Origin of the sequence: Neisseria sicca (genome assembly GCF_014054945.1) — a bacterium.
In the GTDB taxonomy this organism is placed as follows: Bacteria; Pseudomonadota; Gammaproteobacteria; order Burkholderiales; family Neisseriaceae; genus Neisseria; species Neisseria sicca.
In genome coordinates this window covers 2,149,497-2,174,425 of the sequence record NZ_CP059566.1, presented here as the reverse complement: position 1 = coordinate 2,174,425, position 24,929 = coordinate 2,149,497, and the positions used below count along the sequence as shown (strand labels likewise).

The window sequence follows — 24,929 nt, the reverse complement described above, 5'->3', positions numbered from 1 at the left end:
TTGGGTTTCAGACGACCTTTCGGGTTTATGGGTTGGCGGGGTCGTCTGAAAGGCTTTTTGCCTCGGGGCTGCCGTCGACAACCAGGGTGAGTTTGCCGGTGGTCGGGTGGATGACGAGTCCGTGGACGGCGATGTCGGCGGGCATGAGCGGGTGGTTGCGGATGACTTTGACGGTGTGGCGGACGCTGTCTTCTACGTTGTCGAAACCGGTCAGCCAGTCGTCGAGGTCTATGCCGGCGTTGCGCAGGGTTTCGATGCGGTCGTCGGGGATGTCGCTTTCGTGTACTTTTTCAAGGAAACCGGCGGCGTTCAGTCCCTTCATGCCGCAGTCGTGGTGGGCGATGACCATGATTTCTTTGACTTTGAGTTCGAACACGGCGACCAAAAGGCTGTGCATGACTGACCCCCAGGGATGGGTAACGACTGCGCCGGCGTTTTTGATGAGCTTGGCGTCGCCGTTTTTCAGTCCGAGCGCGTCGGGCAGCAGCTCGATGATGCGCGCGTCCATGCAGGACAGGATGGCCAATTCGCGGCCGGGATATTTGTCAGTGAAATATTTTTCGTATTCGCCCGATTCGACAAAATTTTGGTTATAGGCGAGAATTTCGCTCAATTCGCTCATGGTGTTGGACCTCCGAAAGAATGGGACGATTATAGCGGTTTTCGGGCGGTTTGGCTTTGCAGCGTGCGCCGCCGATTGGTTGCAAATTGAAGCGGAGCAGATACAATCCGCTTTATGATTATGTATTGATTGGATTGAGGAACAGCCATGTCTTCGCGCCCTTGTTTTTCCGAAACGCTCGACCGCCGCACCCACGACGCGCTCTACGATTGGGCGCGGGCAAGTTACGGCGCCTCGGACGACTGGAACACGCTCTATCTGAACGGACTGGCTTTGGGTCGTCTGAATCCGTTTTGGCGCGAACGGATCAAACAAGACTGGCAGGAAGGGCTTTCTGAAATTTCAGACGACCTCTGCCTGCAAACGGACAACTGGCTGGCGATGGGCGACAGTTTGCAGCACTTGGCGCACGAATGGAAAAGCCTCGGACTGCTGCACGGCTGGCGCGACGAAAAGTTTGACGTGTGCGACGACGCGGGCAAGGTTCTCTTTGCGTTGGAACGCGCCGCCTTCCGCCCGTTCGGACTCATGAGCCAAGCCGTCCACCTCAACGGACTGGTGCAAACCGACGGCGGCTGGCATTTTTGGATAGGCCGCCGCAGCCCGCACAAAGCCGTCGATCCCGACAAACTCGACAACCTCGTCGGCGGCGGCATTGCCAGCGGAGAAACCCCGTTTGAAGCCGTCTGCCGCGAAAGCGAAGAAGAAGCCGGACTGATGCCGCCCGCCCTCGACAACCTCCGAGCCGCCGCCCGAATCCACAGCCTGCGCCCCGTATCGCGCGGCATCCACAACGAAATCCTGCACATCTTCGACATCGTCCTGCCCGAATCCGTCCGCCCCGAAAACCAAGACGGCGAAGTCGCAGGGTTTGAATTGATGAACGTTTCGCAACTCGTCGAAACCATGTTGTCCCAAACCATGATGCACGATGCCCAGCTCGTTACCCTCGAAGCCCTCAAACGATACGGCGTGCTCGACAGGCAGCATCCGCTAAGCCTTTGGCTGGAAAGCCTTTGCCGCTGAACGCCGAAAAATAAAACAGTACAAAACCATTAACGCCCCGCCGTTTTCCTTTCCCGATTCCCGAAAAGGTCGTCTGAAACCCATGCTCCGACTTACCGACATCTGCAAACGCTTCGACAGCAAAACCGTCGCCGACCGCATCAGCCTGACCGTGTCCGCAGGCGAAACCCTTGCCGTCCTCGGACGCTCCGGCTGCGGCAAATCCACCCTGCTCAAAATCATTGCAGGCATCGTCAAACCCGACAGCGGCGAAGTCTGGCTGGACGGGCAGAACATCACCGCCGTCCCGCCCGAAAAGCGCAACGTCTCGCTGATGTTTCAAGACTACGCCCTGTTCCCGCACCTGACCGCCCAAGAAAACGTCGGCTTCGGACTCAAAATGCGCCGCCTGCCCAAAGCCGAAATCGAAGCACAAACCATGCAGGCGCTGCGCGACATCGGTTTGGAAAACGAAGCCCGCCGCAAACCCGGCAGCCTCTCCGGCGGCGAACAGCAACGCCTCGCCCTCGCCCGCGCCCTGATTATCAAGCCGTCCCTGCTCCTCTTGGACGAAGCCTTCTCCAGCCTCGACACCCACCTGCGCCACACCCTCTACCGCCTGACCGACGAGAGCATCCGCCGTCAAAACATCCCCGCCGTCCTCGTAACCCATTCCCCCGAAGAAGCCGCCGCGCTGGCAGACCATATCGCCCTCATGCACGAAGGGCGCATCCTCCAATACGGCACGCCCGCCGAACTCTTCCGCCGCCCGGCCGACGCCCAAGCCGCCCGCCTGCTCGGGCTGCCCAACACCGACGATGCGCACCACATCCCGACACACGCCATCCGTCCCGACCCGCAAGGCACACCCTGCCGCATCCTGTCCCTCACCCCCTTACCCGACAGCCTGCGTCTGACCTTCGCCCATCCCGAATACGGCGAACTGACCACCCTGCTGCCCGCCGGCTACCTTCCCGCCGGCGATACCGTGCCGATACATATCGATAAAGGACAAATCGTCTGGTTTGAACCGTTGCGATGATGTTTCGTGTCCCGCCGTCGTTTGACCCGTCGGGCAAATCAAAAAAGGTCGTCTGAAAATTTTCAGACGACCTTTTATGTCAACACATCAAGGCGTTATCAAATATTGGTTTCCAGATAAACGACTTGGGTTTGCAGATATTCTTCCAAACCGTGTTTGCCGTCCGCGCCGCCGATACCGGATTTTTTCCAGCCCGCATGGAAGCCCTGCATGGCTTCGAAGTTTTCGCGGTTGATGTAGGTTTCGCCGAATTGCAGGCGGCGGGTGACGTAGAAGGCTTCGTTCAGGTTGGTGGTGTACACGGAGCTGGTCAGACCGAATTCGCAGTCGTTTGCCAAGGCGATGACTTGGTCGAGCGTGTCGAAAGTGGAAACAGGCAGGACGGGGCCGAAGGTTTCTTCCTTCATGATGTCCATGTTGTTGTCGGTGTCGGTCAGCAGGGTCGGTTCGAAGAAATAGCCGCGTCCTTCGGCGCGTTTGCCGCCGCAGACCAGCGTCGCACCTTGTTTGACGGCGCGTTCCACTTTTTCGGCAACGGCTTTGACGGCGCGCTCTTCAATCAGTGGGCCCATTTCCAGCGCGCCTGCTTCGGCTTCGGCAGGATTGCCGTAGCGCACGCCTTTCATGGCGGCGGTCATTTTTTCAATGAACGCGTCTTTCAGGCTGCTGTGGACATAGACGCGCTCGGCGCAGTTGCAGATTTGACCGGTGTTGCCGACGCGCGAAGCCAAGATGGATTTCACTGCCAAGTCCAAATCCGCGTCTTTCAAAACGATGGCGGGCGCTTTGCCGCCGAGTTCCAACGAGACTTTGGTGATGTTGGCGGAAGCCGCTTCCATCACTTGGCGGCCTGCTTCGACGGAGCCGGTCAGGCTGACCATATCGACTTGCGGATGGGCGGACAAGGCGTTGCCGATTTCCGCGCCGGGGCCGTTCACCACGTTGAACACGCCTGCGGGCAGTCCGACCGCATCGACGATTTCGGCGAAGATGTGGCAGTTGATCGGGGTCACGCTGCTGGGTTTGACGACGATGGTGTTGCCCGTGACCAAAGCGGGACCCATTTTGCGGGCAATCAGGAAGAAGGGGAAGTTCCACGGCAGGATGCCTGCCACGACGCCCAGCGGACGTTTAAACAATAAAATGTTTTCGCGCGGGCGGTCGCTTTGGATGATTTCGCCTTCATAACGGCGCGCCCATTCGGCTTGGTAATCGAGATAGTCGGCGGTGAACATGACTTCCACGCGCGCCAAGTCTTTGGTTTTGCCGCCTTCGGCAACGATGGTGTCGGTCAGCTCGTCGGCGCGTTCGCGTATGCCTTGGGCGATTTTGCGCAAATACGCGCCGCGTTCGACCGCAGGCAGCCGCTCCCATGCCGGTTGCGCCGCACGCGCCGCCGCTACGGCACGGTCAACGTCCGCTTTGCCGCCTTTGGGTTCGCGGGCGATGGCCTCTTCAGTGGACGGGTTCAATACATCGCGCCATTCGCCGTTGAAATCGTTTTCAAAGCGTCCGTTGATGTACATGGCCAATTGTTTCATTTCAAGTTCTCCTGTTGTTGTAGTCGTGTGTAGTCAGTGTATGCTTTTTATGCCGCCGCTGCAATGAAAATGCTGTTTGAGAATGCAAATTTAATAATATGGGCGTTTGTTTTCAGACGACCTTTTGCTTTTTTATGTACAAGGCTGTAAGGTTTGGGCATTTACAACGTCTAATCATACAAACCGTCCACACAGGAAACATAGAGATGAAACCCCGTACCTTCTTTTCCCTTTGCGCCAAGTTCGGCTGTCTGTTTGCGCTGGGTGCTTGTTCGCCCAAAATCGCCGATGCCGAAGCCGCGACCGTGCCGCACACTTTGTCCACTTTGAAAACCGCGGACAACCGCCCCGCCAGCGTTTATTTGAAAAAAGACAAACCGACCCTGATTAAATTCTGGGCGAGCTGGTGTCCTTTGTGTCTGTCCGAATTGGGGCAGACCGAAAAATGGGCGCAGGATAAGCGGTTCAGCTCCGCCAACCTGATTACCGTCGCCTCCCCCGGCTTTTTGCATGAGAAAAAAGACGGCGACTTTCAGAAATGGTATGCCGGTTTGAACTATCCCAAGCTGCCCGTCGTGACCGACAACGGCGGCACCATCGCCCAAAGCCTGAATATCAGTGTTTATCCCTCGTGGGCGTTAATCGGTAAAGACGGCGACGTACAGCGCATCGTCAAAGGCAGCATCAACGAAGCGCAGGCATTGGCGTTAATCCGCGACCCGAATGCCGATTTAGGTCGTCTGAAAAACGCGTTCTACAAACCCGACACACAGAAAAAGGATTCAAAAATCATGAATACGCGCACCATCTACCTCGCCGGCGGCTGCTTCTGGGGCTTGGAAGCCTATTTCCAACGCATAGACGGTGTGGTTGACGCAGTATCCGGCTACGCCAACGGCAAAACGAAAAATCCGAGCTACGAAGACGTGTCCTACCGCGATACGGGCCATGCCGAGACCGTCAAAGTGACCTACGATGCCGACAAACTCAGCCTCGACGACATCCTGCAATACTATTTCCGCGTCGTTGATCCGACCAGCCTCAACAAACAAGGCAACGACACCGGCACGCAATACCGCAGCGGCGTGTACTACACCGATCCCGCCGAAAAAGCCGTCATCGCCGCCGCCCTCAAACGTGAGCAGCAAAAATACAAACAGCCCCTCGTCGTCGAAAACGAGCCGCTGAAAAACTTCTACGATGCCGAGGAATACCATCAGGACTACCTGATTAAAAACCCCAACGGCTACTGCCACATCGACATCCGCAAAGCCGACGAACCGCTGCCGGGCAAAACCAAAGCCGCCCCGCAAGGCAAAGGCTTCGACGCGGCAACGTATAAAAAGCCCAGTGATGCCGAACTCAAACGCATCCTGACCGAAGAGCAATACCAAGTTACCCAAAAAAGCGCGACCGAATACGCCTTCAGCCACGAATACGACCATCTGTTCAAACCCGGCATTTACGTGGACGTCGTCAGCGGCGAACCCTTGTTTTCTTCCGCCGACAAATTCGATTCCGGCTGCGGCTGGCCGAGCTTCACCCGCCCGATTAACGCCGCCGCCGTTACCGAACACGACGATTTCAGCTACAACATGCGCCGCACCGAAGTGCGCAGCCACGCCGCCGATTCGCACTTGGGACACGTCTTCCCCGACGGCCCCAAAGACAAAGGCGGCCTGCGCTACTGCATCAATGGCGCGAGCCTGAAATTCATCCCGCTGGAACAAATGGACGCGGCAGGCTACGGCGCGTTGAAGGGCAAAGTGAAATAAAGGCGCGATAGCACGAAAGGTCGTCTGAAAACGGCGTGGTAAGCAATTCATACCTGACCCGCCGTTTTTCAGACGACCTTTTTACCGCCGTGATACTTGTTCTTTCCTCCGACAGCTAGAAACGCGGATTGCTGGCGAATAAGGTTTGAAACGATACAGTAGATTAACTTTAAACCAGTACGGCGTTGCCTCGCCTTAGCTCAAAGAGAACGATTCTCTAAGGTGCTGAAGCACCAAGTGAATCGGTTCCGTACTATCTGTACTGTCTGCGGCTTTGTCGCCTTGTCCTGGTTTAAAGTTAATCCACTATAAAAGGACGCATCATGCGCCCTTTTTGTCTTTGGTCCGTCGTCTGAAACCCGACGACGAAGAAACCGTCAATCTTCTTCCCCTTCCGACAAACCTTTATCCTGCAAGGCGGATTCTTGGGCGGTTTCCACCAAATCGCGTTGCAGGCGTTTGGTGGTTTTGACGCCCAGCGCGCGCAGTTTTTCGGCGCGGCTGACGAGGTTGCCGCGTCCTTGCGAGAGCTGTTTGTAGGCTTGTTGGAACTGGCTTTGCGCTTGGTCGATGTTCTTGCCGACGCTTTCGAGCGTTTGGACGAAGCCGGTGAATTTGTCGTAAAGCCTGCCGCCTTCTGCCGCGATGGCGAGGGCGTTTTGGTTTTGCTGTTCGTTGCGCCAGATGTGGGCGACGGTGCGCAGGGTGGCGAGCAGCGTACTCGGGCCGACCGGCATGATGCGTTTGTCGAAACATTCTTGGAACAGGACGGCATCGTGTTGCAGGGCGAGCAGGTAGGCGGGTTCGACGGGGATGAACATAAACACGAAGTCCAGCGTGCGCACGCCTTCGAGGTCGGTATAGTCTTTTTGCGACAGGCTGCGGATGTGGGCGCGGATGCTGGCGACGTGGGCGGCGAGTTCGCGCTCGGCGGTTGCGGCGTCGGCGGCTTGGGTGTAGCGGACGTAGGCGGTCAGCGAGACTTTGGAGTCGATGACGATTTGCTTGCCTTCGGGCAGGTTGACGAGGACATCGGGCTGGAGGCGGCGCGCGCCGTCTTCTTCTTGGCGGACGGCGGCGGCTTGGACGGTGTATTCGCGTCCTTTTTGCAGGCCGGAATGTTCCAAAACGCTTTCCAAAATCATCTCGCCCCAGTTGCCTTGGGTTTTGTTTTGCGTGCCGGTGAGCGCGTCGGTGAGGGCTTTGGCGTCGCTGTGCAGTTGGGTGTTGAGGGTTTGCAGGCGTTTGAGTTCGTTTTCGAGGGTCAGCCGTTCGCGCGCTTCTTTTTCGTAGGTTTGCTGAACCAGCTCGCTGAAGCCGTGGATGCGTTCGTTGAGCGGGGTCAGCAGTTGGCTGAGGTGGTCGCGGTTTTGCTCGGTGAAGCGGCGGCTTTTCTCTTCCAAAATGGTGTTGGCGAGGTTTTGGAACTGGTCGCCCAAGCTTTGTCGGGCTTCGGCAAGGAGCTTGAGCTTTTCGTCGGCGGCAAGGCGTTCCTGTTCGAGTTGGATGTGGAGGCGTTCGTTGCGGACGTGCAGGTTGTGCGCGTTTTCCTGAAGCTCGGCGTAATCTTGTTTCAGACGACCTGCTTCCTGTTCGCGCTCTTGAAGATAGCCGATTTGGCGTTCGGCGGCGGCAAAGCGGTTGCCCAATTCCTGCAACTCGCCCTGCAAATCTTGGACATGATAGCGCGCGTCGGCAAGCTCGGATGCGGTTTGCGCCTGATTTTGTTCGGCAAATTCAAGATGCTGGCGGCACTCGGCAAGCGATTGCATCAGGGCAAACTGCTGCGTCTGCGCCTTGTTGCGGGCGAGCAGCCAAGTGATGAGCGCGCCGGACAAAAAGGCGAGCGCGGCGGTTAGGAGGAGCGGGACATTCATAGGTCGTCTGAAAACGGAAAAAGCAAAAACGGCAATATAGCATGTTTGCAGGGCAAGCTCGCTGCGCGCTTGCATAGGATAGGGCGGAATGGCTGATAAACGATGTCGAGCAGCGGATTTCAGAACGCAGGGCGCAGCAGTCGAACTGAATCAATCTGAATCAATTTGATTGAGGCATGAACGGCATCGACGAAACAGAAAGCCTTTTCAGACGACCCATCCAACCCATAAATACAAACAGGTCGTCTGAAAACCTGAAAACAAGTTTTGCACGTTTCGTTACGTCCAAACAGAGCTTTTACCGCCGACAGCTTGGAAAAACCGCCCATTTTGGGCAAAGCGGAACAATGCCGCAACGTCAGATGAGAGATTTATTTAATGAGCGATTTCACAAGAAAACAGCGGATTCCGGTTTGTCGGGCAGGGATTTTGGTTTCAGACGACCTGTTTTTGCCAAAAATGGATAGATCATTTAAAAAATGGCAATGGCGATTATAGTCTGAGGCTAAAAACCCAAAATCCAAGCGGAAAAGTGTTGTTTTTTATCTAATTGAAAAATAAAAGGAAAATTTTAAAATTTTCTAAAATGATGTAATTTGGCAACAAAAAATCCGAGAGCATCTATTCTAAAATAAACAATTTGTAATCGGCTTGTAACTAAGACATCGGTGTCATTCTGCAAGACATCGGTGTCATTTTCAAAACTAAAAATAATTTATCAAAATAATTACATTATAGCATTTATACCGCTATTTTCTTTACAAAAAAACTGTATAATTTATCAATTAAGGCGGTATCATGACATCTGTCGATATGGCAGACATGTCGGCAACGAATACAAATGTTGTTAAATAACATTTGATTAATATGTAAAAGGATTGCCCGAAATGAAAAATTTATTGACCTTGGCCGCAGCCTCTTTAATCGGTATGGCCGGTGTTACCGCTTCAGCCTCTATGGTTGCCCGCAATATCGAAACCGCTGCAAAAAAATAATTTGAAAACAAACGAAATATTTTAAACGCTTCCCAAACCCCCACAAACAACCTTCCCCCCCGCGGCGGAGCGGCTTTTGGCTTTCAACCGATTCCGGCATCAGATGCCGACACAAGCGCGAACCGCAGACCGCCCAGTTCGGCGGCGGGAACAAAAGAAAGAGAGATGACCATGAAAAACTTAATTAAATTGGCAGCCGCCTCCCTGATTGGCATGTCCGGTCTGACCGCCAGCGCGACGACCGCCGCCAAAAACATCGCCGAAGCCGGCAAATAATCAGCCGACCCGACGATATATTGGATTAAATTTAAATCAGGACAAGGCGAGACAACGCCGTACTGGTTGAAAGTTAATCCACTATAACATCCGCAACACAAACACAAGAAAGAGACTCAAAATGAAAGAATTGATCAAACTCGCCGCCGCATCGTTGATCGGTATGTCCGGTCTGACCGCAGGCGCGACCCACATCGCCGACAATATGCGTACCGCGATTAAAAAATAAGCTCGGGCTGTTTTAATCCCCAAGCTGTCGGAAGTCAAAGCAAAGGTCGTCTGAAAAGTTTCAGACGACCTTTTTTGATTGGGTCGGGTTTCGGGAAAAAGGGCGATTTCAAAACGGGCGCAGCCGTATCGGGTAAACGGTTTTCTTTCGGTCTGTCGGGAAAGCATGGTTTGCGGACTGTATGCTGCGTAGCCGAAAGCTGCCCTTTCTCGTTCTTTTGCGATCGGGTGGAGGAAAAGACAAGCCTGCCCGTTATGTTGAAAAGGGGTCGTCTGAAACTTTTCAGACGACCCCTTGGCATTGAATCGGGTGTTCAGGCAAAGGTTAATCCACTATACAAAGCGTTATGCCAATTCCAGCTGTTTTTCCAAGCTTTCCACCAGATTGTCGTCCAGTCCCAAGGCTTGCGACAGGCGGCTGAGGAAGACGATTTCTTTGCGTGACAAGTCTGCGCAGACCAATCGTGCCGCCAGATAGGTTTCCGCTGCCAATGCCTGATCGTTGCCGACGGCGGCGGCGAGTTCTTCTACCGTTGCCGGATTGGCGTATTCGGCGGCAAGCCATGCGGCGGTTTCGGGGTCGTCGCCGCTTTCACGGGCGATGACTTGTTTTTCCGCGTCGTCAATCAGACCGTCCGAAGCCGCGGCGGCAATCATGGTGCGCAAAATCACGCGGCTGTGTGTTTCGGCGAGCAGTCCGGCAGGCTCGAACGCGCCTTGCGGCACGGCTTCCTGCTGCTTGTTTTTCTGCCAGTTTTGATAACCCTGATACGCCAGATAACCCAAAGCCGCCACGGAGCCGACTTTGACCAGCGATTTGGCGGTTTTTTTCTTCATCAGCATGGACGCCAGTCCGCCGACTAAAGCGCCGCCGCCAAAAGAATTGAGCGGGCTGTCGGAAACGGATTTGCCGCTTTTTTGAACGGTTCCCAAGATTTGATTGAGCAGGTTGTTGAAGTTCATGATGATCCCCTCATGGTGGTCGGTTTGGGTCTGAAATGGAGGCTCGGGGTCGTCTGAAATCGGGATGGGGCGTTTCAGACGACCTTTTTCACACAAGGCTCTTAACCGCGTACACGCTCGATTTTCGCGCCGACTTTGCCGAGTTTTTTCTCGATGTGTTCGTAGCCGCGGTCGAGGTGGTAGATGCGTTCGACGATGGTTTCGCCACCGGCGACCAAGCCTGCCATAACGAGGCTGGCGGAGGCGCGCAGGTCGGTCGCCATCACGACGGCGCCGGAGAGTTTTTCCACGCCTTTGACGAAGGCGGTGTTGCCTTCGGTGGTGATGTTCGCGCCCATGCGGTTGAGTTCGGGAACGTGCATGAAGCGGTTTTCAAAGATGGTTTCGACGACGCGGCTGTCGCCTTCGGCAACGGCGTTCATCGCCATAAACTGCGCCTGCATGTCGGTCGGGAAGCCGGGGTGGACGACGGTGCGGATGTCCACGGCTTTGGGACGCTGCTGCATGTCGATGGAAATCCAGTCGTCGCCCGCTTCGATGATCGCGCCCGCTTCGACGAGTTTGTCCAATACGGCTTCCATGGTTTTGGGGGCGGCGTTGCGCAGGACGACTTTGCCGCCGGTCATGGCGACGGCGCAGAGGAAGGTACCGGCTTCGATGCGGTCGGGCACGACGCTGTGTTCGCAGCCGTGCAGCTCTTTTACGCCTTCGACGGTCATGGTTGATGTGCCGATGCCGCTGATTTTCGCGCCCATTTTGACGAGGCATTCCGCCAAATCGACGACTTCGGGTTCGATGGCGCAGTTTTCGAGGATGGTCGTGCCTTCGGCGAGGGTTGCCGCCATCAGCAGGTTTTCCGTACCGCCGACGGTAACGACGTCCATGACAACGCGCGTGCCTTTCAGACGGCCTTTGGCTTTGACGTAGCCGTGTTCGATGGTGATTTCCGCACCCATGGTTTCGAGGCCTTTGAGGTGCTGGTCGACGGGGCGCGAACCGATGGCGCAGCCGCCGGGCAGGCTGACTTGGGCTTCGCCGAAACGCGCCAGCGTCGGGCCGAGCACGAGGATGGAGGCGCGCATGGTTTTCACCAGTTCGTAGGGGGCGCAGGTGTTGTTGACGGTGCCGCCGTTGATTTCGAATTCGTGAATGTTGTCGGTCAAAACGCGCGCGCCCATGCCTTGCAGCAGTTTTTGGGTGGTTTTGACGTCGGCGAGCATGGGTACGTTTTTCAGGCGCAGGGTGCCGGAGGTCAAGAGTCCGGCGCACATCAGCGGCAGGGCGGCGTTTTTCGCGCCGGATACGGTGATTTCGCCGTTGAGCGGGCCGTTGGCGGTGATTTTGAGTTTGTCCACAGTGTTTCTTTCGTTGTTAAGACAAGTCCCGACGGCGTTGCCGGCAGGACGGGATTCGTTTAGGTTCGGAATTATAAGGGATTTTGACGGTTTTTGCGGGCGGGCGGGGAGAATTCTTCCGAAGGGCGTTTACGGGGTACGAATGGTCGGAAGGGTCGTCTGAAAACTGTCGGGCGCAGCTTCGCAATGTCTGTTGGGATATTGTTGAAGCTGCGCTTTCAGACGACCTTTTTGCTGTGCGGCGGAATGGAGCCGCCGTTCCCCTCAAGCCCTGCCCGACAGACCGTATCCGTCGGACAAGGATGGGCGGAGGGATTATTCGGCACCGACGACGACAATGTGCAAATCTTCAGGTTTGACGCGGCGCTTCCAAGCGTCTTTGACTTGCGCCACGGTCAATTTGCCGATGGCTTTGGGGTAGGCTTCGAGATAGTCGTTGGGCAGGTTGTGATAACCGATGATGCTGAGGTATTTCACCAGTTTGGCGTTGGAGTCGAAACGCAGGGGGAAGCTGCCGATGATGTTGGCTTTGGCTTGTGCCAGTTCTTCTTCGGTCGGGCCTTCTTCGATGAATTGTTTGATGACCGCCTGAGCCTGTACGAGTGAATCTTTGGTGTTTTTCTTCTGGGTGGAATAGGCTATGGTGAACATACCCGCTTCGGTCGCCGGTTCGAGGTTGCTGTATACGCCGTAGGTGTAGCCGTAACGGTCGCGCAAAACTTTCATCAGGCGGCTGTCAAAACCGCCGCCGCCGAGGATGTAGTTGCCGGCAACCAAGGCGTAATAGTCGGGGTCGTGGCGTTTAATCAGCGGCATACCGAGCAAGACTTGCGCCTGTTCGCCGGCAAACGGGATGTCGCGGCGTTGTGCCGGATTGGGTTTGACAGGCGGGACGGTGTGGGCGGCTTTGCTGCGGTCGGGCAGGCCGTTCAACACGTTTTTCACAAGCTGGTCGGCTTGTTTGCGGTTGATGTCGCCGACGATGGCGACGATGGCGTTGTCTTTGCCGTAGCGGCTGCGGTGGAACGCGCGGATGTCGTCAAGGTTGACTTTGCGGATGCTCTCCGCGGTGATATTGGCGCCGCTGCCGTATGGGTGGTCGGGATAGGCAAGTTTGGTCAGGGCGCGTCCGGCGGTGAAGTCGGGGGTGGTTTCCTGTTGCTGGAGGGTGGTCACCGCCTCTTTTTGACGGCGGTCGAACACGGCGGGGTCAAAACGGGGGTGCGTCAGGGATTGGTTGAGCAGTCCGGCGGCTTTTTTGAGCGTTTCGGGGCGGCTCAGGCTGCGCAAGACGGCGGCAGAGCTTTCCTGTCCGCTGCTGCTGTCGATTTGGGCGGCAATATCGTCGGCGGCGGCATTAAAGGCTTCTTCGTCCAGCTTTTCCGTGCCGTCGGTCAGCAGGGCGGCGGTGAATTCCGCCACTTCGCTTTTGCCTTCGGGGTTGAACACGCTGCCCGCGCCTTTGAAGTTGACCTGCATATCGACGATGGGGTTGTCGTGTTGCTCGACCAAAAGGACTTCTGTGCCGTTGCCGGTGGTCCAGCGTTGGATGTCCACGCCTGCCTGCGCGGCGGTGGAGAAGGCGAGGGCTAATATGAGGGGAAGGGATTTCATCGGATATTCCTTTGCGGTTTAACCCGGTTGCCGGGGCGGAAGGGCGGTTTGGCGCCGTATTCCGTCCCGTTCCGAGTCATGTGCCACTTCGGGCGGGGTCGGTTCGGAGGTCGTCTGAAAACGGGAAAAGCAGTTTCAGACGACCCCTTTGGTCGGTTTATTTAGGTTGAGGCTTGTTTGCCGCCTGAACAATCGGGTGGTACAGGATTTTCGGGTCGGGCATCACGACCACGGTCGCCAGGCGGTCATCCGTCAGCAGCTGAGCGGCGGCCTGCACATCTTCGACGCTGACGGCTTTCAGGCGGCGGCGGATTTCCGCTTCGTCGCTGTATTCGAAGCCGCGCGCTTCCAGCCGCCCGATGATGGAAGCCTGTGCTTCCATAGAGTCGCGCTCGTAGATTTCGGACGCTTCCGACTGCGCTTTGATGCGGTTCAGCTCTTCGGCGCTGACTCCGTTTTCGGCGATGTCTTTCAATTCGCGGCGCAATTCGGCGATGACGGCATCGACTTCGACGTTGTCCGCCGGCATGGCGAAGATGCTGAACAACGGCATTTCACGGCTGATCAGGTCGTAACTTGCGCCCGTACTCAAAGCCATCTGTTTGCCGCGTATCAGGTTTTTATCCAAGCGGCTGGACGAGTTGCCCGACAAGATTTCCGACAGGACATCCAGCGCATAGGGCAGTCTGTCGTCCAGACTTTCCAATCCGGGGACGCGGTAGTTCAAGCTGACCAAGGGTTGGCGCGTGACCACCGAGGTCGTCTGAAAATTCACAGGTTCGCGTTTGAACGGTTCGTTGGCAAGCATATTGCGGTCGGGCTGCTGTTTGGCGGGAATGTTGCCGAACAGTTCCGCCGCGGTTTTGAGCGTCTTTTTGGCATCGACATCGCCGACAATCACCAAAACGGCGTTGTTCGGCGCGTAATATTGCCGATACCAGTCGCGCAAATCGTCGGCTTTGAGCGTGTGCAAATCATCCATATAACCGATGACCGCGGCTTTCATCGAAGGCAGCGTAAAGCTGTTCAGATACACCTGTTCCCACAGTTTGCCGTCCGCCGTGTCTTCCGTGCGTTGGCGGCGTTCTTCGCGGATGACGTTCATTTCATTTTGAAATTCTTCATCGCTGAAATTGAGGTTGTGCATCCGGTCGGCTTCGAGCTTCAACACTTCGGGCAGGTTTGCCGCCGCGATGTTTTCGTAATAAACCGTCTCGCTGCGGTTGGTGTAGGCATTGTTCTCTCCGCCCAAAGCGGCGACGCGGCGGTTGAATTCTCCCGAAGGTATGGTCTGCGTGCCTTTAAACATCATGTGTTCCAAGGCATGGCTCAAACCGCTTTTGCCCTGTTTTTCATCCACGCTGCCGACTTTATACCAAAGCTGCGACACGGCGACCGGCGCGCGGCGGTCTTCTTTCACAATAATCTTCAACCCGTTGGGCAGCGTTTGCGATACGGTCTGCGCCAGCGTGAGTACGGGCGCGGACAAAGCAAATATCAGGGCAAGATGGCGTAAGCTGTTCAATCTGGATTCCTCTCAGTCGGTCTGGCGCAGAGCAGGCTCTGCTTGAGTGCGAAATATTACCGAGAACGGGACGAAACGGCTGTCCGCCCGTTTCGGTCTGCGCTGAAGCGGGATCAATAAAAACGGTGATGAAGCCGCCGTTTTCGAGTGATTCCGCTTCAGCCCAAATATGCCGGAGAGACTTCAAATCAGGACAAGGCGCGGCAACGCCGTATCGCTTTGAAGTCAATCCTTTTATAGAACGTTGCAATGATAAACAGTTCCCATATGCGTAAACAAAAAGGTCGTCTGAAAATCAAAGATTGGGTTTCAGACGACCCCTGCGTCACAAGATGGGTGTCACATTCAACCGGATTGTCCGTCCCCCTCCAATACCAATTCCATTACCGACACCGTCTCGCCGTTGTGCCGACAGGTCGCGATTTCACGCCAGCCGTATTTCTCGTAAACCGACTGCACGTCCGGCGTATAAAGGTAAAGTTTGGGCAGGCGCATTTGGCGGGCGGCGGCGAGGCAGTGTCCAATCAACAGGCCGCCCACGCCCGTCCCCCTGTGTTCGGGTAAAACGAACACATCGCCCAGCCAATATTCGTATTGGGGAAACTCTTCCATATCGTGCCGTTTGAGCGCGGCCGAACCCAGCAGCGCGCCGTCCTTTCCGACGGCGGCAAACGCCAGCGGCAGGTTTTCACCGTTCAGGCATTCCGCGTAATAGGCGCGGATTTTGTCCATAGACGACCACGGCGCAAAATCATGCCATTGCAGATAAAGCGCACGGGCGAGCGGTTCGACGTGTTCGGGGCGTAAAGGCGTGATGTTCATGAAGGGCATGATACGCCCGCACCTTCCGCCTGAAAATGCCCCCCTTTTTACCGATACGTTTTCAGACGACCTCCGCTTAAATCAAAATGCGGTTTACCTGTGCAGCCTCAAACCTTTGCCATATGCCGTTTGACAAGCGTTTCAGATTCGGCTAAAAACCGAAAAATGTTTGGCATCGTAAACTCCTGTAAATCCTAGATGAAAGCATCGGATACGGGCGTTTCCCGCCAAACCCGCAGGGTGCGGCAGGCAATCCTTACGCCCGCGCCCGCTCTAAGAAAAATATTGAAAATGCCGGCGGGGCAGGCAGGTTTCCGCCGGGGCGGTCCGTCTGCCCAACCTCTGCCAACAGGAGAACTTTAATATGTCTGACAACCAGTCCGCCCGCAAGGAAAAAACCTTCTTCGGGCATCCCATCCAGCTCTCTACCCTGTTCCATATCGAATTGTGGGAACGTTTCTCGTTTTACGGGATGCAGGGTATCTTAATGATCTATCTCTATTACGCTGCCAATAAAGGCGGTTTGGGCATAAACGAGTCGCTCGCCGGCGGCATCGTCGGCGCATACGGCGGCAGCGTTTATTTGTCCACCATACTCGGCGCATGGCTTGCTGACCGGATTTGGGGCGCGGAGAGAACGCTGTTTATTTCCGGCATCGTGGTCATGCTCGGACACATCGTTTTGGCAATCGCACCGGGGCTGTACGGGCTATTGAGCGGCTTGGTGTGTATCGCATTGGGCAGCGGCGGCGTAAAATCGTCGGCAAGCTCGATGGTCGGCTCGCTTTATGAGGCGGATCACATGAAGCCGCTGCGCGATGCCGGTTTTTCCATTTTCTATATCTCCATCAACATCGGCGGCTTTTTAGGCCCGCTCCTGACCGGCTTACTGCAAACGAAGATGGGTTTCCACTACGGCTTCGGCGCGGCGGCAGTCGGTATGGCTTTCGGGCTGTGGCGCTACTCTGCGGGACGCAAACTGCTGCCGCACACGCCTGCGCCCAATCCGCTGCGTCCTGAAAAAGTGCAGACCGCGGTGGCAGTCGCCGTGTTGATTGTCTTGATTGTCGGCAGCCTGATTGCCTCGGGTACGCTCAATTTGGACAACTTCTCCAAATTCCTGCTCGGCACGGTCATTCTAACCATTATCGCCTACTTCGCGCGCCTGCTTGGCAGCAGCCATGTGTCGTCTGAAAACAAACGCCATATCATTGCCTATATTCCGCTGTTTTTGGCCATCTGCCTGTTTTGGGCAGTCTGGTCCCAAGTCTATTCGGTGGCAACGGTGTACTTTGACAAAATGGGTGACCGCACCCTATTCGGCTGGACTGTCCCCGTCGCATGGAAAGACTCCATCCAAAGTATGTGGGTCGTCCTTTTCTCCGGCGTGATGGCGGCGATTTGGACGAAAATGGGCAAATATCAGCCGAAAACCCCGTTTAAATTCGTATTGGCGATGATTGTTGTCGGCGTATCCTATCTGATATTCGTACCGTATATCTCATCGGATACCCCCATGCCGATTATTGTTTTCGCGCTGTTCCTGCTCGCCCTCACCATAGGCGAACTGATGATCTCGCCGATTTCGCTTTCTATCGCCACCAAAATCGCCCCGCCCATGTTCAAAACCCAAATGGTCGCGCTCAACTTCTTGGGTCTCTCGGTAGGTTTCACTTTGGGCGGCGTGTTGTTCAAGGAAGGATTCGATAAGAAAGCCCCGCTGGATTTCTACTGGATGCTTTGCGGCATAGGCGTAATCACCGGTTTGGTATTATTGCTACTCGTACCTATTTTGAATAAAATGCTCAAAGGCGCGGATTAAATACTGATTCGTTAAGAAGGTCGTCTGAAATGCCGTTTCAGACGACCTGTTTTTAAGGACTTTGAACCCATGAAACCCCACTCTTTCCTCCTGCTCCTCCTGCTTGCCGGAGCAGCCCATGCCAACGACAGCACGGGTACAGTCAGCACAAGCGGCATCAAATATCTGAAAAATCCGCATATCGATATGCAGAGCGAAGATTTGTACATCAGCGAACACCAGATTCGCGTGCATTACCGGTTTAAAAACACCTCCTCGCAAGACATTACCGAAACCGTCCTTTTCCCTTTGCCGATTGTTCCTGCTTTCACCGATTCCGACTTTGCCGACACCAAAGGCTTGGTTGACAGCTTCCGAATTTACGCCGACGGCAAACCTGTCCGCCCGCAAACCCACGTCCGTGCCTATTTTGAACGGAGTAACGGCTCGCTGGTGGACGTGACCGCCGATTTGAAAAAATGCGGTTTGAGCGATCAGGAACTGATGCACCCTTGGACGCAAAAGCAAGACGGTGAAAAAATCGGCAGCAAAATCAGAGCCTGCCGCTCCGCCAAAGTCCAATCCATGCTGCCCAAGCAGCCGGATGAACTGCCCGATTGGTCGGCGCAGATTGTTTACAGCTGGAAGCAAACCTTCAAAGCCGGCAGCGTCACCGAAATCAAACACCAATACACCCCGCTGGTCGGCGGCAGCTTCCTGCCTTCGCTCAAAGCCAAAGACAGCAAAGCATTTATAGACGCTTACTGCATGGATGAAAACTTCCTCAACAACTTTAAAAATGTGAAAGAAGATAAGGTCTATCACCATTTGGGCTATATTCTGACTACGGGCGCCAACTGGGCAAAACCCATCGGTAAATTCACGTTGACCATAGACCGCGAGCCCAATACCGTGATTTCGCTTTGTTGGGACAAATCCTTGCGCAAAGTAGGGCCGAACCGCTTCCAAGCAGTCAAAGAAAATTTCCTGCCGAAAAAAGACTTGGACATTATTTTCGTTTACGAAAAACCCTAAGCGGCATACATATAGTGGATTAACTAAATCAGGACAAGGTGAGGCAACGCCGTACCGGTTTAAAGTTAATCCACTATAAAAGGTCGTCTGAAACCTTGTTTTAGGGTTTCAGACGACCTTTTGCTACAATAAGGCTTTTCCGTTTTGCAAGGCATTCCCATGAGCAAATCCGCCGTTTCCCCGATGATGCAGCAGTATCTCGCCATCAAATCGCAGCACGCCGACAAGCTGGTGTTTTACCGCATGGGCGATTTTTACGAGCTGTTTTTGGATGACGCGGTGGAAGCGGCGAAGCTGTTGGACATCACCCTGACCACGCGCGGGCAGATGGACGGCGTGCCGATTAAGATGGCGGGCGTGCCGTTTCACGCGGCGGAGCAGTATCTGGCGCGGCTGGTGAAGATGGGCAAAAGCGTGGCGGTGTGCGAGCAGGTGGGCGAAGTCGGCGCGGGCAAAGGGCCGGTGGAGCGCAAAGTCGTGCGCATCGTTACGCCCGGCACGCTGACCGACGCGGCGTTTTTGGAAGACAAGGAAACCAACCGCATCGCGGCGGTGAACGCGGATAAAAAACACATCGCCATCGCGTGGGCATCTTTGCAAAGCGGCGAATTCAAAACCAAGCTGACGACGGCGGACAAGCTCGCCGACGAGCTGGCGCGTTTGCAGGCGGCGGAAATCCTGTTGCCCGAAGGCAAAAGCCTGCCTGATGGTTTTCAGACGACCTCCGCCAACATTACGCGCCTGAACTCATGGCAGTTTGCCGCCGACGCGGGCGCGAAGTTGTTGACCGAATATTTCGGCTGCCAAGACCTGCACGGCTTCGGTTTAGACGGCAAGGAACACGAAGCCGCCGTGGGTGCGGCGGGCGCGCTGCTGAACTACATCCGCCTGACGCAAAACCTGATGCCGCAACACCTCGACGGCATTTCGCTCGAAACCGACAGCCAATATATCGGTATGGACGCCGCCACTCGCCGCAATCTCGAAATCACGCAAACCCTCTCCGGCAAAAAATCGCCGACCCTGTTTTCCATACTCGACGGCTGCGCCACCCACATGGGCAGCCGCCTCTTGGCACTCTGGCTGCACCACCCCTTACGCAGCCGCGCCCACATCCGCGCCCGCCAAGAAGCCGTTGCCGCGTTGGGTTCGCAATACGAAAACCTGCAAGGCCGTCTGAAAAACATCGCGGACATCGAACGCATCGCCGCCCGCATCGCCGTCGGCAACGCCCGCCCGCGCGACCTCGCCGCCCTGCGCGACAGCCTGTTTGCCCTGTCCGAAATCGAACTGTCCGCCGAGGGCAGCAGCCTCTTAGAAACCCTCAAAGCCGTTTTCCCCGAAACCCTGCCCGTCGCCGAAACCCTCAAAGCCGCCGTGATGCCCGAACCCGCCGTCTGGCTCAAAGACGGCGGCGTCATCAACCAAGGCTATTGCGCAGAACTCGACGAGTTTCGCCACATCCAAAACCACGGCGACGAATTCCTGCTCGACCTCGAAGCGCGCGAACGCGAACGCACCGGCCTTTCCACCCTCAAAGTCGAGTTCAACCGCGTCCACGGCTTCTACATCGAGCTATCCAAAGTCCAGGCCGAACAAGCCCCCGCCGACTACCAACGCCGCCAGACCCTGAAAAACGCCGAACGCTTCATCACCCCCGAACTCAAAACCTTCGAAGACAAAGTCCTGACTGCGCAAGAGCAGGCATTGGCATTGGAAAAACGCCTGTTTGAAGCCCTCCTCAAAGACATTCAGACGACCCTTCCCCAGCTTCAAAAAGCCGCCAAAGCCGCCGCTGCGCTGGACGTACTCTCCACCTTTGCCGCCACCGCCGCCGAACGCGGCTTCGTCTGCCCCGAGTTCGCCGACTACCCCGTCATCCATATCGAAAACGGCCGCCATCCCGTCGTCGAGCAACAAGTGCGCCACTTCACCGCCAACCACACCCGCCTCGACCACAAACACCGCCTCATGCTCCTGACCGGCCCCAACATGGGCGGCAAATCCACCTACATGCGCCAAGTCGCCCACATCGTCCTCATGGCGCACACCGGCAGCTTCGTCCCCGCCGATGCCGCCCAAATCGGACCCATTGACCAAATCTTCACCCGCATCGGCGCCTCCGACGACCTCGCCTCCAACCGCTCCACCTTCATGGTCGAAATGAGCGAAACCGCCTACATCCTCCACCACGCCACCGACCAATCCCTCGTCCTCATGGACGAAGTCGGACGCGGCACTTCGACTTTTGACGGCCTTGCCCTCGCGCACGCCATCGCCGAACACCTGCTGCAAAAAAACAAATCCTTCAGCCTCTTCGCCACCCACTATTTCGAGCTGACCAAACTGCCCGAAGCCCACGCAACGGCGGTCAACATGCACCTCTCCGCGCTCGAACAAGGACAAGACATCGTCTTCCTCCACCACATCGAACCCGGCCCCGCCAGCAAAAGCTACGGCATCGCCGTCGCCAAACTCGCCGGCCTGCCCAACCGCGCCCTCAAAGCCGCCCAAAAACATCTGGACGAGCTCGAAGCCCAAGCCGCCGCCGTCCGCCCGCAGTTGGACATCTTCAGCACCCTGTCGTCTGAAAACGAATACAGCGGGTTTAGCCCCAACGAAACGGCGGACATCGCCCCCCAAACCGCCGCAAGCCAAGAAAACAACCCTGCCCACCACGCACTCGCCGAAGCCCTAAACCAAATCCGCCCCGACGACCTCACCCCACGCGAAGCCTTGGATGCACTGTACCGCCTCAAGCAGATTGCCGAAGGCGGGGAATAAACGCGTTGGTTTATATAAAACAAGGTCGTCTGAAAAATTTCAGACGACCTTTTTAACGGCAAGTTCACAGACAAAGCCCACGCTACTCGAGTTATCCCAAGCCAGCTTTCATTGCATAAATGGTTGTCTGAAGCCCAAAATTTAGGTTTCAGACGACTTCAAAAAGACTACAAAAAGTATGGGGATTGATTGTATCAAGGAGGCTGTCAGCAAATATAGCCCTGGTGTTGTCATTTCCAATGTTCCAAGTACACCTGCTCCGCTAAGAGGAAGAAAGTTTGAAGGAAAACTTATTTTAGAAGTTCCTGCACAGGTCAATCCAATTCCACAATCTGTATTAAAAGCGGCACGATAAGAAAATGTTATTATTAGGGATACAACAGGAAGGATTTACAAATGAAGAAAGATATTTTTTATTGTGAGCAGTGGTCTTATGGTTATAAGAAACTTCATAAGCCTTTTTCTGAGAAACAAGCTGAGGAAAAACATCTTAAAGGGGAGTTATATACTGCCGTAATAGGTTCGGTGACACAACCTGAATATGTAATTACTTTGCGAGAGGAAGTAGGTTTTTTTTCGGTACATTTTTTCGATAAATTTGGAAGGGATTATTTAACCCATCAATTTCAAAAATATTCTAATTCAAATTATTATTTTCTTTCTATGGCTGTATGGAGAGATTATATAACTTTAGACTCTCATGATTTGGCAGAAGGATATACTTATTTCTTCAATGAAAATACGGATGATTGCTATGTTTTGAAAGAGGATTTTATTAATAATGAGCGATATGAAAAAACAGAATTATATCCCCAAAAAGATAAGGTAATCCTATTTCCAAAGTTTGGTGAATATGATTTGGTGCTGAATCCGGACATTATTTGATTGAGTTTTAAAGTTCCTTAATTTGTACCTGCAACCCGCCCCCATCCTAACCTTCCCCCGCCGGACAGGGGAAGGGATAAGTTACCGTTGCAGCAATCCGTAGCGTGGGCTTTGCCCACGAGATAAATAACAGACACGGTTTCCCGATTCGGGTTGTCAGACGGTGGATTCGCGGGCAAAGCCCACGCTACAAACTTGAGTTATCCCCAAGCCCGCTTCGACTCAATAAAAAGGTCGTCTGAAAACCTCAAAATTCGGTTTTCAGACGACCTTTCGTTTGCCTGCCGATTAATATAGTGGATTAACTAAATCAGGACAAGGCGATGAGGCCGCAGGCAGTACAGATAGTAGGGAAAGGCGAGGCAACGCCGTACTGGTTTAAAGTTAATCCACTATATCACACGGTTTGCGGGCTGGCTTCGATATCGTGCAGGCTACGGTAGCAGGGGTCGAGTTGGTTGGCGATGAGGGTGAGCTGCCGGTGGAGGATGTGGCTTTGGCGTTCGTCGCCTGCTTCTGTTTGTAAGGCTTCCAAGTCGGTTCGGATTTGGGAGAGGGTCGTCTGAAAATCTTGTTCGCCGGTTTGCGGGAGGCGTTCGAGCAGGTCGGCGATGCGGTAGCCGCTTTGGTAGAACTTGCGGACGAAGTCGGGGCTGCACGCGCCGTCCATTTCGCTGCGGTATGCGCCGAGTGCGGAGATGTAGCCAGTCAGGGCGTAGCTGGTTTTGAGGAGGGTGAAGCCGCTTTGCAGGTTGTTGCCGTATTTTTTGGGTTCGCTGCTCATGTCGGAAAGGGTGCTGCTGAGGGTGGCGGTGCGTTCGTGGGCTTGGCGGCGGACGGTGCGGTATTCGACGTCGTCGGCGATACCGTATTGGAGCTGGTCGAGGATTTTTCTGAGGTAGGCGCCGTTGCCGCCGACGGTTTGGGCGGCGGTTTTTTCGAGGGTGAGGTAACGCCAATCCGGCCAGAGGTAGGTGACGGCTGCCCACGCGAGGACGGAGCCGACGATGGTGTCGATAATGCGGACGGGCATGGCGGCATAGACGTCCAGCCCGGCGAGGGAGAAGCTGGTGAGGGCTTGGATGGTGATGAAGAAGGTGGAGAAGCTGTATTTGTAGCTTCGGGTCATGAAAAACAAGGTGGTGCTGGCGATGACGATCCAGAGTTTGGTTTCGACGGAGGGGGTGAAATAAGGCACGAGGGAGCCGACGATGACGCCGAGGATGGTGCCGGCGATGCGTTGGTATACGCGGCTTTTGGTGGCGGTGTAGTTGGGTTGGCAGACGAAGAGTGCGGTCAGGAGTATCCAGTAGCCGAGGTTGAGATGGAGGATTTCGACGATGGTGCAGGAGGCGGCAACGAGGATGGAGAGGCGCGTGGCGTGGCGGAACACGCCGGACTCGAAGTTGAGCTGGCTGCGGACGGTCTGCCAAACGTTTTTCAGGCTGCTGTTTTCGAGGGCGGCGATGCGGGTGTCGCTGCTGTTGTCGTTTTCGGCGGGGGAGTCGCTGTGTTGGAGTTGGCGCAGTTGGTGGTCGACGCTGCCGAGGTTGTCGAGCAGGCGTCGGATGTGGTGGATGTTGCGGCTTTCGGGGTGGTCGTCGGTGTAGTGGGCGAGGGATTGGCGGCAGCCTTCCATTGCGCGTCCGAGGCGTTTGCTGTATGTGTAGTCTTTGCCGTTCCTCAGGGCGGCGGCAACGTTGCGGCACGCCTGTCCCTGCATTTCGAGCAGGCGGCGGATACGGAAGATGAGGTCGGTGTTTTTGAGGGTGTCGGTCAGCTCGGTGTAGTCGGCGTGGGCGGAGCTGACGCGTTCGTGTATGTCTTGGGCGGTGAAGTAGTAGCGCAGCATTTTGGCGGTGCGCGGGTGGCGGTGTTTGCCGCGCAGGCGGTAAAACAGGGCGGCGCGGCATTGGTTGAAGGCGGTGATGACGCCGGTGTTGCTCATGGCGAGGTCGATTTGGCGGTTGCCGAGCCAGGCGGCTTCGTCGGGATCGAAAAAGTCGGCTTTGGCGTCAAAATATCCGCCGAGTGCTTCGTAGGCGTTGGCGACGCTTTCTTGGACGGGGCGGTGCGGGAGGATGATTTGGAAAATGAGTGTGCAGGTGCTGTATAACACGGTCCCGAGCAGAATCATGACGGGATTGGTCAGCCAGAAGGTTTCGGGGGTGTAGGTGAGCGTGGTGTAGGTGGCGACGGCAAGTGCGCCGAACGCGAAGGTGCGGTATTTCAGCCCGACCGCGCCCAAAATGGTAAAGCCGAACGTCATCAGGGTCATGGCGAGGATGAAGGGCAGGCCGGTGCCGAGCGTGCTTTGGGCGACGAGCGACGAGAGGGTGAACAGGGCGACGGTGATGATGATGTTTTTCAGACGACCTGTCAGGCGGTTGTCCAAATCGACGAGGCCGCCCGCGATGATGCCGAGCACGAAGGGCATGGCGAGCTTGGGCGTGCCAAACCGCCAGACGAGGGTCGCGGCGATAAAGACGCTGGCGAAGACGGGCAGCGAGGTGATGATGAGGGGTTTGAGCGGCGGGAGTTTCATCGTATTGGGCGCGGCTTTAAATGGGAATGGTTTGATTATTATGAATGAAATGAAACGGTATTCTAACAGGATTTTAGGGCGGGACGGGGCTATGGGGTCGTCTGAAAACCTGCCCGACAGCGTCCCTGCGAAACGGATATGACCGACCTGCCTATCTGTCCTCAAGAAAAAGGAACGAGATTGCCGCGCATGAAAAAGGTCGTCTGAAAACCCTAAAGTGTGGTTTTCAGACGACCTTT

16 protein-coding genes and 1 pseudogene are annotated in these 24,929 nt (G+C 55.4%); 8 read left to right on the top strand and 9 right to left on the bottom strand.

The window, feature by feature from the left end; genetic code table 11:
- Positions 1-25: 25 nt before the first annotated feature.
- Entirely contained in the window at positions 26-622 is a 597-nt protein-coding gene (locus H3L95_RS10335) for a beta-class carbonic anhydrase (protein ID WP_003760965.1), read from the bottom strand.
- A 147-nt stretch (positions 623-769) separates the two neighbouring features.
- Between H3L95_RS10335 and H3L95_RS10330 the strand changes: the two genes are divergently transcribed.
- Together H3L95_RS10330 and H3L95_RS10325 are read left to right on the top strand one after the other, a co-directional pair.
- Positions 770-1,648 (top strand): NUDIX hydrolase, encoded by an 879-nt coding sequence (locus H3L95_RS10330; RefSeq protein ID WP_003760967.1) that lies wholly within the window; start codon positions 770-772, stop codon positions 1,646-1,648.
- 82 nt (positions 1,649-1,730) lie between these two features.
- Entirely contained in the window at positions 1,731-2,669 is a 939-nt protein-coding gene (locus H3L95_RS10325; protein WP_003760971.1) for an ABC transporter ATP-binding protein, read from the top strand.
- Positions 2,670-2,767: 98 nt separating this feature from the next.
- Here the strand turns inward: H3L95_RS10325 and aldA are convergent, their stop codons facing one another.
- Positions 2,768-4,210 (bottom strand): aldehyde dehydrogenase, encoded by a 1,443-nt coding sequence (gene aldA, locus H3L95_RS10320; protein ID WP_003760973.1) that lies wholly within the window; start codon positions 4,208-4,210, stop codon positions 2,768-2,770.
- A gap of 206 nt (positions 4,211-4,416) precedes the next feature.
- Between aldA and msrAB the strand changes: the two genes are divergently transcribed.
- Positions 4,417-5,985, top strand: a complete 1,569-nt coding sequence (gene msrAB, locus H3L95_RS10315) for a bifunctional peptide-methionine (S)-S-oxide reductase MsrA/peptide-methionine (R)-S-oxide reductase MsrB (RefSeq protein ID WP_040668984.1) — start codon at positions 4,417-4,419, stop codon at positions 5,983-5,985.
- A 377-nt stretch (positions 5,986-6,362) separates the two neighbouring features.
- Here the strand turns inward: msrAB and H3L95_RS10310 are convergent, their stop codons facing one another.
- The 6 genes from H3L95_RS10310 to H3L95_RS10285 all read right to left on the bottom strand — a co-directional run bounded on the left by H3L95_RS10310 (position 6,363) and on the right by H3L95_RS10285 (position 15,649).
- Positions 6,363-7,862, bottom strand: a complete 1,500-nt coding sequence (locus tag H3L95_RS10310; protein ID WP_040668994.1) for a DNA recombination protein RmuC — start codon at positions 7,860-7,862, stop codon at positions 6,363-6,365.
- Positions 7,863-9,706: 1,844 nt separating this feature from the next.
- Positions 9,707-10,324, bottom strand: coding sequence for a tellurite resistance TerB family protein (locus H3L95_RS10305; RefSeq protein ID WP_009312465.1), 618 nt, complete (start codon positions 10,322-10,324; stop codon positions 9,707-9,709).
- A gap of 101 nt (positions 10,325-10,425) precedes the next feature.
- Positions 10,426-11,679 carry a UDP-N-acetylglucosamine 1-carboxyvinyltransferase gene (gene murA / locus H3L95_RS10300; RefSeq protein WP_003760990.1) on the bottom strand — a complete coding sequence of 418 codons (1,254 nt, stop codon included), beginning with the start codon at positions 11,677-11,679 and terminating at the stop codon, positions 10,426-10,428.
- Between the two features lie 315 nt (positions 11,680-11,994).
- The gene (locus H3L95_RS10295) at positions 11,995-13,293 is read right to left on the bottom strand and encodes a M16 family metallopeptidase (protein WP_003760994.1); all 1,299 of its coding nucleotides are present in this window, start codon (positions 13,291-13,293) and stop codon (positions 11,995-11,997) included.
- 157 nt (positions 13,294-13,450) lie between these two features.
- Positions 13,451-14,818 (bottom strand): M16 family metallopeptidase, encoded by a 1,368-nt coding sequence (locus tag H3L95_RS10290; RefSeq protein WP_003761000.1) that lies wholly within the window; start codon positions 14,816-14,818, stop codon positions 13,451-13,453.
- A gap of 345 nt (positions 14,819-15,163) precedes the next feature.
- Positions 15,164-15,649, bottom strand: a complete 486-nt coding sequence (locus H3L95_RS10285) for a GNAT family N-acetyltransferase (RefSeq protein WP_003761005.1) — start codon at positions 15,647-15,649, stop codon at positions 15,164-15,166.
- A 355-nt stretch (positions 15,650-16,004) separates the two neighbouring features.
- On the opposite strand from H3L95_RS10285, the gene H3L95_RS10280 reads away from it, so the two are divergent.
- The 5 genes and pseudogenes from H3L95_RS10280 to H3L95_RS10260 all read left to right on the top strand — a co-directional run bounded on the left by H3L95_RS10280 (position 16,005) and on the right by H3L95_RS10260 (position 22,145).
- Positions 16,005-17,462, top strand: coding sequence for an oligopeptide:H+ symporter (locus H3L95_RS10280; protein WP_003761007.1), 1,458 nt, complete (start codon positions 16,005-16,007; stop codon positions 17,460-17,462).
- 69 nt (positions 17,463-17,531) lie between these two features.
- A complete protein-coding gene (locus H3L95_RS10275; RefSeq protein ID WP_003761008.1) occupies positions 17,532-18,476 on the top strand; it encodes a DUF4424 family protein in 945 nt (314 codons plus the stop codon).
- A gap of 159 nt (positions 18,477-18,635) precedes the next feature.
- Positions 18,636-21,260, top strand: coding sequence for a DNA mismatch repair protein MutS (mutS, locus tag H3L95_RS10270; protein ID WP_003761010.1), 2,625 nt, complete (start codon positions 18,636-18,638; stop codon positions 21,258-21,260).
- 175 nt (positions 21,261-21,435) lie between these two features.
- Positions 21,436-21,615 (top strand): annotated as a pseudogene (locus H3L95_RS10265) (hypothetical protein); the annotation flags it as partial.
- Between the two features lie 41 nt (positions 21,616-21,656).
- Positions 21,657-22,145, top strand: coding sequence for a hypothetical protein (locus H3L95_RS10260; protein WP_003761012.1), 489 nt, complete (start codon positions 21,657-21,659; stop codon positions 22,143-22,145).
- 397 nt (positions 22,146-22,542) lie between these two features.
- On the opposite strand, the gene yccS is transcribed toward H3L95_RS10260, so the two are convergent.
- Entirely contained in the window at positions 22,543-24,690 is a 2,148-nt protein-coding gene (gene yccS / locus H3L95_RS10255) for a YccS family putative transporter (protein ID WP_040668989.1), read from the bottom strand.
- Positions 24,691-24,929: the final 239 nt, after the last annotated feature.

Bases quoted from the DNA above. Each gene is read 5' to 3' on its own strand.
- H3L95_RS10335 (WP_003760965.1), bottom strand. From the start codon at position 622: ATGAGCGAATTGAGCGAAATTCTCGCCTATAACCAAAATTTTGTCGAA.
- H3L95_RS10330 (WP_003760967.1), top strand. From the start codon at position 770: ATGTCTTCGCGCCCTTGTTTTTCCGAAACGCTCGACCGCCGCACCCAC.
- H3L95_RS10325 (WP_003760971.1), top strand. From the start codon at position 1,731: ATGCTCCGACTTACCGACATCTGCAAACGCTTCGACAGCAAAACCGTC.
- aldA (WP_003760973.1), bottom strand. From the start codon at position 4,210: ATGAAACAATTGGCCATGTACATCAACGGACGCTTTGAAAACGATTTC.
- msrAB (WP_040668984.1), top strand. From the start codon at position 4,417: ATGAAACCCCGTACCTTCTTTTCCCTTTGCGCCAAGTTCGGCTGTCTG.
- H3L95_RS10310 (WP_040668994.1), bottom strand. From the start codon at position 7,862: ATGAATGTCCCGCTCCTCCTAACCGCCGCGCTCGCCTTTTTGTCCGGC.
- H3L95_RS10305 (WP_009312465.1), bottom strand. From the start codon at position 10,324: ATGAACTTCAACAACCTGCTCAATCAAATCTTGGGAACCGTTCAAAAA.
- H3L95_RS10295 (WP_003760994.1), bottom strand. From the start codon at position 13,293: ATGAAATCCCTTCCCCTCATATTAGCCCTCGCCTTCTCCACCGCCGCG.
- H3L95_RS10285 (WP_003761005.1), bottom strand. From the start codon at position 15,649: ATGCCCTTCATGAACATCACGCCTTTACGCCCCGAACACGTCGAACCG.
- H3L95_RS10280 (WP_003761007.1), top strand. From the start codon at position 16,005: ATGTCTGACAACCAGTCCGCCCGCAAGGAAAAAACCTTCTTCGGGCAT.
- H3L95_RS10275 (WP_003761008.1), top strand. From the start codon at position 17,532: ATGAAACCCCACTCTTTCCTCCTGCTCCTCCTGCTTGCCGGAGCAGCC.
- mutS (WP_003761010.1), top strand. From the start codon at position 18,636: ATGAGCAAATCCGCCGTTTCCCCGATGATGCAGCAGTATCTCGCCATC.
- H3L95_RS10260 (WP_003761012.1), top strand. From the start codon at position 21,657: ATGAAGAAAGATATTTTTTATTGTGAGCAGTGGTCTTATGGTTATAAG.
- yccS (WP_040668989.1), bottom strand. From the start codon at position 24,690: ATGAAACTCCCGCCGCTCAAACCCCTCATCATCACCTCGCTGCCCGTC.